This window comes from Pseudomonas sp. MF7453, assembly GCF_016405455.1.
Classification (GTDB): Bacteria; Pseudomonadota; Gammaproteobacteria; order Pseudomonadales; family Pseudomonadaceae; genus Aquipseudomonas; species Aquipseudomonas paralactis.
On record NZ_JAEKCN010000002.1, the window covers coordinates 77,138 to 89,982 of the forward strand.

At 59.0% G+C, this 12,845-nt stretch carries 11 protein-coding genes; 8 read left to right on the forward strand and 3 right to left on the reverse strand.

All coding sequences use genetic code 11. The features are described from left to right. Positions 1-3: 3 nt before the first annotated feature. Positions 4-1,041: an Ldh family oxidoreductase gene (locus tag JFT63_RS05545; RefSeq protein WP_198843511.1), complete on the reverse strand. Its 1,038-nt coding sequence runs from the start codon at positions 1,039-1,041 to the stop codon at positions 4-6. A 168-nt stretch (positions 1,042-1,209) separates the two neighbouring features. Between JFT63_RS05545 and JFT63_RS05540 the strand changes: the two genes are divergently transcribed. Continuing rightward, on the forward strand, positions 1,210-6,348 hold the full coding sequence (locus tag JFT63_RS05540) for a dermonecrotic toxin domain-containing protein (protein WP_198843512.1): 5,139 nt from the start codon (positions 1,210-1,212) through the stop codon (positions 6,346-6,348). Positions 6,349-6,368: 20 nt separating this feature from the next. Here the strand turns inward: JFT63_RS05540 and JFT63_RS05535 are convergent, their stop codons facing one another. After that, positions 6,369-6,638: a PepSY domain-containing protein gene (locus JFT63_RS05535; protein ID WP_057702884.1), complete on the reverse strand. Its 270-nt coding sequence runs from the start codon at positions 6,636-6,638 to the stop codon at positions 6,369-6,371. A gap of 147 nt (positions 6,639-6,785) precedes the next feature. Between JFT63_RS05535 and JFT63_RS05530 the strand changes: the two genes are divergently transcribed. Beyond that, positions 6,786-7,781, forward strand: coding sequence for a FecR family protein (locus JFT63_RS05530; protein ID WP_198843513.1), 996 nt, complete (start codon positions 6,786-6,788; stop codon positions 7,779-7,781). A 70-nt stretch (positions 7,782-7,851) separates the two neighbouring features. Here the strand turns inward: JFT63_RS05530 and JFT63_RS05525 are convergent, their stop codons facing one another. Then, positions 7,852-8,016 carry a hypothetical protein gene (locus JFT63_RS05525; protein WP_198707641.1) on the reverse strand — a complete coding sequence of 55 codons (165 nt, stop codon included), beginning with the start codon at positions 8,014-8,016 and terminating at the stop codon, positions 7,852-7,854. Positions 8,017-8,078: 62 nt separating this feature from the next. On the opposite strand from JFT63_RS05525, the gene JFT63_RS05520 reads away from it, so the two are divergent. From JFT63_RS05520 to JFT63_RS05495, 6 genes are all read left to right on the forward strand, one after another. Then, entirely contained in the window at positions 8,079-8,519 is a 441-nt protein-coding gene (locus JFT63_RS05520; RefSeq protein WP_198843514.1) for a hypothetical protein, read from the forward strand. Next, positions 8,519-9,067, forward strand: coding sequence for an adhesin (locus JFT63_RS05515; protein WP_198843515.1), 549 nt, complete (start codon positions 8,519-8,521; stop codon positions 9,065-9,067). Before JFT63_RS05520 ends, JFT63_RS05515 begins: the two co-directional genes overlap by 1 nt. A 69-nt stretch (positions 9,068-9,136) precedes the next feature. Beyond that, positions 9,137-9,871 carry a hypothetical protein gene (locus JFT63_RS05510; protein WP_057702880.1) on the forward strand — a complete coding sequence of 245 codons (735 nt, stop codon included), beginning with the start codon at positions 9,137-9,139 and terminating at the stop codon, positions 9,869-9,871. A gap of 60 nt (positions 9,872-9,931) precedes the next feature. Continuing rightward, a complete protein-coding gene (locus JFT63_RS05505) occupies positions 9,932-10,612 on the forward strand; it encodes a C39 family peptidase (protein WP_057702879.1) in 681 nt (226 codons plus the stop codon). Positions 10,613-10,649: 37 nt separating this feature from the next. Then, on the forward strand, positions 10,650-11,393 hold the full coding sequence (locus JFT63_RS05500; RefSeq protein WP_057702878.1) for a hypothetical protein: 744 nt from the start codon (positions 10,650-10,652) through the stop codon (positions 11,391-11,393). Positions 11,394-11,442: 49 nt separating this feature from the next. Beyond that, entirely contained in the window at positions 11,443-12,750 is a 1,308-nt protein-coding gene (locus JFT63_RS05495) for an autotransporter domain-containing protein (RefSeq protein ID WP_198707636.1), read from the forward strand. The last annotated feature ends 95 nt before the right edge of the window (positions 12,751-12,845 follow it).

The following is a 12,845-nucleotide window of genomic DNA, read 5'->3' on the forward strand; positions in this document are numbered from 1 at the left end:
GTTTCATCCCGCCGCCAATTCTCGCAGCTGTCGAAGATCCTGCGCCTCAAGCTCTATGCCTGCTTCCTGCGACTTCGCCCGTGTGCGATGGCGCCGATCCCCCGGCAAACGCCGCAACCCTGCCGCATGCATCTGCCGCACCAGTTCCTGGCTGCGCTCGGCGAAGCTTTGCCCGGCGGTCTTGCTCGGATCAATCACTATCAGCAGCTGGCCGGTCCAGGGCGTACGCGCTCCCGGATGCTCGGCCCAATTGAATTCGAACGAAAAATTGCCGCCAGTCAGCGCCGCCGCCAGCAACTCGACCATCATCGACAAGGCCGAACCCTTATGCCCACCGAACGGCAACAGCGCGCCACCTTCCAGAATGGCTTTCGGGTCCTGGGTCGGCTGGCCCAGGCTATCGACGCCCATGCCCGGCGGTAGCCGTTCGCCTTTGCGCGCGGCAATCTGCACGTCGCCGTGGGCGATGGCGCTGGTAGCCAGGTCGAACACAATCGGCGCGCCATCGGCCCGCGGTGCGGCGAACGCGATCGGATTGGTGCCGAACAACGGGCGATCAGCACCATGGGGCACCACGCACGTCATGCTGTTGACCACGCTGAGCGCCACCAGCCCTTGTTCGGCAAAGGGTTCGACATCCGGCCACAAGGCGGCAAAGTGATGGGAGTTGTGGATGGCCAGTAACGCAATACCAGCGCTGCGGGCCTTGCTCACCAGCAACGCACGTGCCGCCTCCAGAGCCGGTTGGGCAAACCCATTGGCGGCGTCGACCCGTACGAAGCCTGACGCAACGTCGGTGACGATTGGCACGGCGGTGCCGTTGACCCAGCCGCTGGCCAGAGTCGACAGGTAACCGGGGATACGAAAAATACCGTGGCTATGAGCGCCATCACGTTCAGCACTGGCGCAGTTATGCGCGAGGATGGCCGCCACTTCTGGCGAGGTCCCGTGCCTGACGAAAATCTGTTGGAGCAACTCCAAAAGCTCAGTGAAGCCGATCAAGGTTGAAGACGTGGCAACTGTCGGGGACTGCGCAGACATTTGAAGCTCCGTTTTTATGATTGGAAGGGGCAACGAATGGACATCCAGACCGTCGATTAAACACCACCCACAGCGCCCGCTGTCAACTTGACGTGACTCAATAGTTACCGCTGCCGGCCCAAGGTCCCTGGCTACCGTGTGTTTCCCTATTCCCGCTGGAGACAGGCGATGACCCGCGTCACCCCGCCGTATTTTTTTGCCGAATTCCTGCTGCCCGTTAATCGCTCCACACTGAGCGAGCGCGAACGCGCCCTGGGGCTCACCGTCAAGGACCTGGAATGGCTGCACGGCGTGTATTACGCCAGCGACGCAGGGCGCCAGGACAGTCGCCTGCAAAGTCCCCCCATGCGTGTCGAAAGGCTCTTGATCAATATGGCAGGGCAAACGGCGATTCCACTCGCGGGGGCGTTTGTGATGAGCCCCAGCCCGGACGGTGCCAAGGCCCTGCTATACACCCCCTATGGCGGTATTGAGGTATTTGACAGCCATGCGTCAATGCTCACCGAGGTCAGCCAGGCGTTGGCCGATGGAGTACAGCGCGAGGAGCTGCTCAGTTTCCTGTCGATTGCACAGCGCAACAGCCTGCCGGCGGGCAGCGTCCTGACGCTGACGACCTCGCCGGTGTTGGGTGCGGTCATGGAAGACCAGGAACAAGCCCTGCAAGCCTGCCAACGGGCCAACGTGCAGGCAGTGCTTGAGCAACTGCAGAAAACCCCGACCCTGTCCGACATGCTCGATACAGTGCTTGGGATCATGGCGCACCCTTATTTCCCGGGCCTGGATCAACGTCAAACGCGGGTAAACTGCTTTATCCAAAGCCCGACAGATACCGACCGACGCTGGGTCGAGTCCCTGCCGCTACGTGAAGCGCTCCTGCAGTTCTATATCAAACATGCGTGGCCTCTGGGGCAAACCCGCGACTTTATCAACCCCAAGCACGTCACCACCCAGTTCAGCCAGCCCCAGCTGGAGCAAGACCGCGAGCATTGGGAAACCCTCATCGAGCAGACCTCCGGCACGCTGTCCAAACTGCTCGACAGCCTGCTGCAGACCTACTGGAACGAAGACATCGACAACGGCACCTCGCGTCTTGAGCTGTTCGCACAGGTGTTGGCTGACAAATTGCGCCTCGACGTGCTGCTCAAACGTCAGATCGACATCCTCAGTGCCGATGAAAGCCATATGCTGCAGGCCCTGTTCCTCAGCGACCAAGGCGCTCGTAGCGCCTACGCCGCCGATCTGAGCGTGGAGAAAGTGCGCATCTATGCGCCCTACCAGCACTATGTTGAGCTGGCCAGTACCCTGATGCTGAACCAGAACCATGCCTACCTTTACACCCAATCACGTGGCTTGCAGGTACTCCAGGACCTGGATGACCTCAAAGACACGTTATTGAGTATGCTCACCGCCGCCGGGCACGAAGATGAACTGCTCAATTTCCTGTCTCTGGATGAGCGTAATATCTTTCTCGGCCTGGACCAGATAAACGTTGCTGCGCGCTCCATCACCGGGCATGTGTTCACCGGCATGATCGAAGACATCGCCGCCAAGCAGATCAGTAATATGAACCATGCCCTGGGCCTCTATCGCAGCAGCGCCGGTCAGGTGGACCTGGAGGCATTGCTCGATTACGCCCTGGACATCCGCACGATGCTCGACAATCGCCTGGCCGACCTGGACACCGATGGGCGCTGGACGACACATCCCGTGAGCAGCGGCAATGGTCGCCCCTCCACCGTTCAGGCCGAGCGCGCCAAGCTGCAGTTGCAAAGCCTGCAAGCTGCCGAGCAAGGGTTGCGTATTGAGCGCATCAAGCATCCGACATTGCGCAGCATGGCCGCCCTGGCCCTGAATACGCAATTGCACACGCGACAACTGGACCTCAAGGCTGATGAGGTCTTTGTCAACACTTACCCCTCCCGCGCCGAGCAGCGCGAGGAGCGCCCGACCGTTTCGTCTCTGAGCATGGTTGAACATTTCATCGAGCGCCTGGGCCAGGAGGGCAATCCACTGCCCGTGACTTCCAGGCTTGGCTTTTACAAACAAATCGCCCCGCGTATCGCCCTGAAGCTCAACAACTTGCCCATCAAAACCTTCAACGACATCATCGAACAGGTGTTGAAGGTATTTGCCGGCCACGAGATGCGTGAGCTGCCGCGCCTGTTCCTGAACAACACTCGCGATAAACACGCACACTCGATGCTGCTGGGCTTGCGCAGCGAGGCTGAACTGCGGCGGCTGATTAAAACGCTGTCGCCCGGCAGCCATGCCATCCTTGATGCGGTCCTGCGCACCGACAGCCTGGTGCGACTGACCCGTCATGGGCTCAACGGGTTTCTGCCGGATGCTTATTCGCTATCGTTGCAGCGGGGCACGTCCGATGCGCTGCTGCCGTTGGCCAACCTGTTTGTTCTGACCGAGCGTGGCGGCCTTGACCCCAGGCATTCGGGCCAGGCGATCCTGTGGACGCCCCGGCGTAGTCATGAGGTGTTCCCATCGATTTCAGCCCTGCGCGAATCACTCGTCCAGCGCCTGGCGCATCCGATCAAACGACTGACGCTGCTGGAGAATCTACGATTGTCCCAACGCGTGCCCCATCAGGAGTATCGCCTCGGCCCGCTGCAACGCATTGACGATAACCTGCTGGACAATCGCCTGACGAGCTACGGCGAAAACGTCATGGACGCCGTGGATCATTTGCTGGAGATGGACCTGCCGGCGCGCGCCGTACAGGACCGCCTGGATGCGATCCTGGAGACCCCTGCGCCCACCAATCTGGCACGGGCCAGCGCGCTGGCCGAGGCGATGATCACTCAACAGGCCCTGCCGGTGTGGCTGGCAATGGCGCCTTCCGAGGAGCAGATCTACCATGCCGAACTGCTTGAGCAATACCACAACAGCGCGCCGGATGAAGAAGACTACCTGCATGGCATCCCGACCATTCGCGAACATACGTTTTCCGAGTTGCTGAGACTGCTTCAAGCGCGCTTTCCCAAGCAGGCCATCAGCCCCGATGACGTGTTGATTCCGACGCATCAGGCGCTCGATATCCATGAATACAACTTGACCGATTTTGCCTTGCGCCACTGGCCGGACTTGAACAGCCAGATTATCCGTCCGCGCTCGCGCACCGCCACACCGTTACCCGACAGCCTGGATGCCAGCGCGGTGATTCAGATGGTCCGCCAGTTGGACTTGCAATCGGCCTACCAGAAGCGGCTCCACGCCGAACTGGGCACCGACACAGAGGCCGCAGCCAAGCGCCGACGTCTGTTCTGCCAGCAATTGCCTTGGCAGGTGTTGCATTACGCCCATGAGCAACACCTGCAAGAACGCCTGTCGACCCAGGGCCTGAGTTTGGTCCAGCAGGCGTTCGATATGCCTGACGCCCTGGCACGTGCGGCGCTGGCAGGCGCGTCGACACTGATTCGGCCCGTGGAACTGGTGGCGACCGCCGGCGCCACTGCCGCCAAGGTACTGGGTATGTACCTGATCAACGCGCAAGATAAAGAGGACGGGACTGTGGTGCTATATGCGCCCTACAGTGAACAGCATGTGCTCAAGCAATACGACAGCGAGCAAGCGCTGCTGGATGAGCTGGAAAGACCCGGAGCCCTGCAGGACTGGGTCATTGCGCACCTGGAAGATCCGCATCAGGCCGTTTACCGCAACCTGCTGCAAAACAACCGACATCGCCCCTCGGAGATTCGCCTTGCCTCATCAGCGATAACCGGCAACCTGCTGCACTACCTGTTCAGTGAAAACACGCTGATCCTGCTCAGAATGCTCGCCTGCCAATTCGAAGAGGGCGCCAAGTTGCTCTGGGACAAAGCGGTCGGCCTGTTCGGCACGGGCATTCCGACAGCGGTGCAATTCATGGCGGGCAAGCTTGCCTATCCGCTGGTGGTCTGGCGCTGCTACACGCTGATCAAGCGCTCGATGGAAGCGCTGCAGCTGCACCAGTGGAAGGCCGCGATGAAGGTTTTCATTCTGGCCGTGGCGCAAATGGCCGCCTTGTACAGCGAACTTGATGGCAGCGAACCCCCGCCGCCCGATGAGGCGGATATCGTCGACTGGCCGGAGGGCAAACTGCCCACGGCCATAATCCCGGCGCTACGCGACGTCACCGCGCCTTCGCGTACGCGGTTGCAGCCTTTCGAGGGCAATGACATTGCGCTGAAGGATCTTGAGTTGGACACCGCCACCCATGTCTACAAGGATAAAAAACGCGGCAAAGATTATGTACCGCTTGCCGGCAAGGTGTACTCGATAAAGAAAACCAGCGAGCAGTGGCGACTGGAAAACGACGACACGCCGGGGCCCTACATCGGCCGTAACTCAGAGGGCAATTGGGTGTTGGACCTGAGCGTGCACCAACCGCGCTTCGGCCAGACCTGGACGCGCCAGAAAACGCAGCGCGCCGAACGACACGAAATCAACATTGAAGCGCGAGGCATAAGGGCGATTGCAGCACTGGCCAGCTGGAAAGCCCAAGCCATTGACGAAGCGTTGAATGTAGCGATTTACTACGCCGTCACCTGCAAGCGCAACATTGAGTACTTTGCCAAGCTGCTCACCCCTGATAGCCGCGTGGGCCTGTTTTTATGCGACTTGTTCGGCACCAGCAATATGAACCCGGGCCAGGTGCAGAAAATCGAGAATATCCTCGATGGGATACTCGATGAACTCAGCGACCCCAGCTTGATCGGCCCTGACTCGATGCGCTTTATCAGCGGGCGCAGCCTCACCGATGCCAACAACGAATACGCCATGATTTTGGTCGGTGACAGCGAACGAAAAGTGTATTTATTCGAACGTTTCTTCGATCCCGACCTGACTGACTACATCGACAGGCTGAGCACTCCCTTCGACATGTACGCGCACGCCAGGGCCTCTACGCTGATTCATGAGCTCACGCACCTGCGCTTCAAGACCGAAGACATCGCCTACCTGCGGAGCATGGAGCCGTTTCGCGACTTGATTGACACGGCCAAGCCTGGTGCTCAGGCGGTGAGGACCCGTCAGGATGATTTGCAAACGACTGCATTGTCCACTCTGACGCCGGACAGGATGCTGTTCAAGACGTGGGATGATGTAGCGAAGACCTGGCAGGATTACGGCTTTTTCAAGACCACCCATTACCTGAAGCGTAAAGTCCTGGATGTTACCGGCGCCAGTGATCTGGCTGAGGCCAGACAAATTTTCATGAGCAATACCGACAAACGCATTGATGTGATTTTATCCAATGCCGATTCAGTCACTTACTTAATAACGCATCTGGGGCGCCTGCTGGATGAGGGGGCCTGAGCAGGCCCCCCGCACGTGAATCAATCTTTCTGGTCACGCAGGACATTGCCCGAGGCGCCATCGATCCTGGCTTCATACACTACGCCATCGGATTTACGGCCTTTGACTTCCCAGTAGCCGTCGTTATCGGCTTCGGCGGCGTAGACCTCAACATAACCAGCCTTGGTCTTCGCTACTTCAATGGCTTTTTCGATGGTAATCCAGCCTGCACCCGGCTTGTCTGCCAACGCAGCGCCGGCGCTCAACAACGCGGTGCTTGCACACAGGGCGGCTAAGGTTTTCTTCAACATTTTCGTACTCCTTGGTGGATGACAGTGTGTTTCCTGATTTTTTAGGTGCGTTTAAACAAGAATAAGTTCCAATTGATATGCAATCGCCATGATGCTGTTCTCGTCGTAGGGCTCCAGGGGTAGAATGCGGGAAATCAGGATGAGTAAATGAGCGAAAAGCCCCTTTCAGAAGCCGAATACGACGCCATCACCGACGCCGCTGCGCATTGGTGTATGCGTGTGCACGCCAGCGACTGCACGACGGCCGAACGTCAGGCTTTCGAACAGTGGCACGATGCCCATCCGTTGCACGCTTTCGAATACGCCGCGATGCTCGAAATCTGGGACGTGGCCGATCATTTGCCCCGCAGCGCGCCTGCCTCGGTTGTAGTGCCGCTCAAGCCTCGCAAACGCTGGCGCTCTTATGCGATTGCAGCATCCATCTGCCTTGGCGCTCTACCGCTGGCCGCCTTCACCGGTTGGGAAGCCGGTTGGTTGCCAAGCTCATATGAGCGGTTTGACGCCACCAACGGGCTGCGCAAAGTCACGCTCGGCGACGGCAGCGAAGTGGAGCTGAACCTGGGCACCGAGCTGGTCTACAGCCGCTACAAGGATCGGCGCCAGGTGAAGTTGAACAAGGGCGAAGCGTTTTTCAACGTCACCCACGACAGCGAGCACCCGTTTATCGTGCAGGCTGGCGAAGGTAAGATTCGGGTCACGGGCACCCAGTTCAATGTCTGGAAGTACGAGGACCAAGTGCGGGTGATGTTGCTGGAAGGCTCGGTGCAGATCACCAGCGACGCGGTGCATGGCGGCGTGCCGCTGACCCCGGGGATGCAGGCCAGTTACCACCGCGGCGACGCCACCCCGCAAGTCGCCGCGATCAAACCCAATGACCCTGCGCTTGCCTGGCGTACAGGCAAGCTGGTGCTCGACAACCTGGCGTTGGCCGATGCGTTGCCGCTGATCAACCGATACCTGAACAAACCGGTGATGCTGGCGGACGCCGGCACCGGGAGCATTCGCATTGGTGGCATCTACAACCTCAGCGAGGTCAACAACCTCATACCTTCCCTGCCCAAGGTCCTGCCGGTCTACCTGACCCGCAACCAGGATGGCAATCCCGTACTCAACGCCATCCCCGGCAAAAAGCCCCGGGGCTGAGGCGCGCTTCTAACTTTCGTGTCCACTTTTGAAACACCTCGGTGCGCTGAATCGCCCAGCGGCTGCGGATTCATGCGTCTGTCATGAACACTGTTTCATCGCTGAAACAGTTGACGAGTGTGGCCCGGCATATCGCGCCGACCGGCGACTGTTTCACGCCTGAAACACCGCCATCGGTGATGCGCGCGGAAAAATCCCAACCTCCTGAATTTTCAACATAAACAAAAAGCGGCACGGGTTCTGCTCTTTCCCTGATAACGCTGTTTAGGGTCAGCGTTCAGAACAAGGAATGCCGCCGTGATCACACTCACACACGCCTCGATAAACGTATTGCTGATCAGCTGCGTGCTCAGCGCCAGCATCAGCCATGCAGGCGATGGCGTTATCGTGACAGGGCGAACCGTACAGGGTCACATGTACGGACGCACTTCCCTCCCCGATCCATACCCCGCCACTGCCAACGCCAACCCCAGCAAAGAGATCATGAGTGCCACCTCCGGCGAACTCAGTGATCTGGACATCGGCGGCATTCGCAGCGGTTCGGGCCTTGCTCGCTCCATCCAACCCAGCAGCAACCTGTCTGGCCTGAACGCTACGCAAAACAGCCTGTCGACCCAGGGCGCCGGTGCAGCCGCCGGCCATGGCGCGGGCAGCAGCATGGCTGGGCAGATCAATGGTTCGATCCAGCGCGGTATGGCGCCCTTGAACAATCTGGGCAACATGCTGGGGGGCAAGTAATGAAGCGCCTTCTGTTGATGATCGCCCTGCTGGGCAGCGCCTCGGCCATGGCCGACAACGCCGCCGTGATCAACAACAGCGGCCAACAGTATGACGGCGTCCTGTCGATCAACCAGGCGGCAGGCAACCAGCAACAGATGTCCAACAGCCGCGCCATCGCCCTCGATGGTCAGGCCACCAACGTGAATATCCAGCGGCTCGACGGCAAGGTCGACCCGTCCTTGAATGCCAAGGTGGCGATTCAGGGGGCTTCATTTATCAATGGCAACGGTGTGCTGGGCGTTAACCAGTCGGCCGGTGCCAATAACCAATCGATCAACGCGGTGCGGATCAGCCTCAACCCTGGCCCGCAAAGCATCGATGACAGCGTCCTGTTGCAACAGAACACGACGCAGTTGACCGACTCAGGGCTCACCTCCACCACTGGCAGCCGCCAGGTCGCGACCAGCGACCAGGCCTTCACCGGCAGCCGAGGAGTGATTCAGGTGAACCAGAGTGCCGGGGTGGGGAACCGAGTGGCTAACACCCTGGGCATCACTATCAAGTAACCGCTTGGTAGACGTTAGTTAGACCGTACCAACACTTAACCCAACTAATTAGAAGCAAGGAGAAACACCATGAAACCTCAAATGGCGCTCAAACCAATGGTTTTCGCTCTCGCCGCGCTCATGGCTGCTGCCGCTCAAGCGGGTGGCTGGCATCCAACCCCACAACCTACCGGTACTGTGGCCGCTGTGGTCACTGACGTACAAAAAAGCGAACACAACAAATTCGACGACACCAACACCGATAACAATGCATCAGCCAAAAATTCGATAAATAGCAACAACGGTAATGTCGGGGTCAACGCACAATCAGGTTCCGGCAACCAGGCTGACAACGCCGGCGCCATCTCCAGCGCCAAAGGCGACTTCGCCACCGTGTTTGCCGTAATCGATGTAGACCAAGGCAGCTCGCATAACAACTTCGTCAATAAAGGCACGCAAAACAACGCCTCTCTAGAGGGCTCCATCACCGGCAACTCCGGCAACGTGGGTTACAACGGCCAGGCCGGCCAGGGCAACCAGGGTAAAAACAACCTGGCCATCACCACCGCTGACGGCAAGAACATCGCAGCGGCTTCCAATACCGAGCAGAACTCGCTCAACAACAGCTACCTGAACACGGCCGCCAGCAGCCATGGTTATGGCAAGCCTCAGTACGTGTCCAACAACGCAAGCCTCGAAAACTCGATTAACCGCAACTCCGGCAACATAGGCGCCAACCTGCAATCCGGTGCGGGCAACCAGGGCAGCAACAGCCTGTCGATCGGCCAGGGTTGCAGCGTCTGCGCCAGCGGCGTGCGCTTCTGATTCAACGGGGCCTTGGCGACAAGGCCCTTTTTATTCCAGTGTCCAACAGGTCATTCGATCATGCGTCTCGCGACCCTCACCCTCTTGATGTTGCTCACCGGCACGACGTGGGCAGGCACCATGGCAATTTCCGCCATGCCCGGCGGTGCGGTGATTTTCAAGAAGGTCGAGAGCATCCGTGAGCGCCGGTTCGCCAACCTGGTGGAACAGAAAACCGATTTCAGCTGTGGTGCCGCGGCACTCGCCACCATCCTGCGCCAGGCCTATTGGCTGGACGTCGACGAAGACCACATCATCAAAGGGATGCTGGTCACTGCCGACCAGGACCTGGTGCGTACCCAGGGCTTTTCCATGCTGGACATGAAGCGCTACCTCGAAAGCATCGGTATGCGTGCCCGCGGCTACAAGATCGCCCCCGATACCCTGGTGACGGTAAAGATTCCCGTGGTGGTGCTGCTGGAAATTCGTGGCTACAAGCACTTTGTGGTGCTGCAGCGGGCCGACAAGGACTGGGTGTATATCGGCGACCCTGTGCTGGGGCACAAGCGCTATTCCCGTGACGACTTCGTCAAAGGCTGGAATGGCATTGTGTTTGCCGTGCTGGGCGAAGGTTACGACAAGACCAACGTCTTGCTCGACCCTCCCACACCGCTGACCGCCAAGAACCAGTTGAACGAGTTCCGGCCCGTGGGCGATGCCGAGTTGATGGATTTCGGTTTTATCCAGAGCGACTTCTTCTAGAAGCGCAATAAGGGGCAGGACGCCCCAGGAGCAGCAGATGAACACTTTCCGTTGGCTGACGGTCTTGTGTCTGGCAGCCGCTATGCCCGCCTATGCTTCATCGGCTTTCAAACCGATCGAACTCAAGGATGCAGAGATGGCCGAGTTGCGCGGCCGCTACGTCATGCCGGGGCGGATCATCAGCTTCGGCATTGTCATGAGCAGCACCTGGACCAACGCTGTCGGTGACCGCATTACCGGCGCGGCCAACATGCAAATCGACAAAACCACTGTTACCCCGCAGTTCTATGTGCAAACCACCGGTTCGACGGGTAACGGCAGCCTGCCAAACACCGGCACCGGTAACGTGGTCGGTGGCGCCGGGCTCAGCAGCGGCCAGGGTGTGACCCAAAGTGTGCGCACCGCAGGCGATAGCAACACCGCCTACAACGATGTGGGCATCAACATCGAGAATGGCGTCGCCCCCGCCAGTAACCTGCAAACGGGGCAAGTGCTGGTCGCCGGCGGCACCGTGACCGGTGACAGTGCGGCGGGCCGCGTCAGCGTTTCGGCCAACAATGGCGGCGTGCAGATGGCGATCCAGGCCAACCATAACCAGGGCAATAGCCTGCAACAGATCGGCGGCGGCAACGTGCTGCAGGGTACGGTGCTGACCGGCAACAGCAACCTTGTCAGAAACATTACACAACTCAACGTCGTGATGAACAATACCGGCTTGAACAACGGCGCGTTGAACTGCAATTTGGATCAACTCAAAGGCCTACGCACGCTCGGTTATTGAACTACGCTGACCCTCGACACTTTCGCATTAGAAAAGGACGGCTTATTTCATGCATCGATCGTTATCGCTACGTGCGGTGGTTTGTTTGAGTACGCTCTTGCCCGCATCCGTGCTGTATGCCGCGCCAGACGCCGATATCGAAACCCTGAAAAAGGAACTTCTGGAACTCAAGCAACGCTACGACGTGCAACAAAAAGCCTTGGCCGTGCTGGAGCAACGCGTGCGCCAGGTAGAAGATCAACCGGTAGCGCCCGCCCCCAGACGCCTGGCCAAATCACCTGCCGACTTCAAACAAGGTGCTAACGCTGTCGCCGCCACGGGCACGGGTGCCGCCGCAGCGTCGGGTGGTGCAGGCGGTGGCGGCAGCTCTTACGGCCAATCCCTCAAGGACGACTCGGCCCCTGCGCAAAGTGTGAGCAACCTGTACAACGAGGCCAGCGGCTTTTTCGGCAACGGCAAGTTCAGCGTGGAAACCGGCATCACCTATGCCCGTTACGATGCACGTCAATTGACGCTGAATGGCTTCCTGGCGCTGGACTCGATCTTCCTGGGCAATATCAACCTGGACAGGATCAAGTCCGACAGTTGGACCCTGGACCTTACCGGGCGCTACAACGTAGACAACCGCTGGCAGTTCGATCTGAACGTACCCGTGGTATACCGCGACTCGACCTACCAGTCCGGCGGCGCCGGCAACGATGCCACCGCCACCTCCGAAGGCTCAGTGACTCGCGACCCGACCATCGGCGATGTCAACTTTGGCGTGGCCTACAAGTTCCTCGACGAAACCTCGACTTTGCCGGATGCGGTGGTATCGGTGCGCGTCAAGGCGCCGACGGGCAAGGAGCCTTTTGGCATCAAACTGGTCCAGCAAACGAACAACGACAACCTCTACGTGCCCGAAAGCCTGCCCACGGGCAACGGGGTTTGGTCGGTCACACCGGGCATTTCCCTGGTCAAAACCTTCGACCCGGCCGTGCTGTTCGGTTCGTTGTCATACACCCACAACTTTGAAGACTCCTTCGATGACATCAGCAGTCAAGTCAATCAGAAGGTAGGAGGCAAGGTACGCCTGGGCGACAGCTTCCAGTTTGGTGTCGGTGTGGCGTTCGCCTTGAACGAGAAGATGAGCATGTCGTTCTCGGTTTCCGATCTGGTGCAGCGCAAAAGCAAGCTCAAGCCGGACGGCGGCGACTGGCAATCGGTGGTGTCCAGCGATGCCAACGCCGGTTATTTCAACGTGGGTATGACGATCGCAGCCTCGGATAACCTGACCATCGTGCCGAACCTGGCGATTGGGATGACGGATGACGCACCGGACTTTACGTTCAGCCTGAAATTCCCGTACTACTTCTGATCGAGAGGCGAACGCTTAAAAATGTAGGAGCGAGCTTGCTCGCGAAAAACTCATAGGCGCCGCGTTCATTCAGGAAACACGCGTTATCGTTGGCG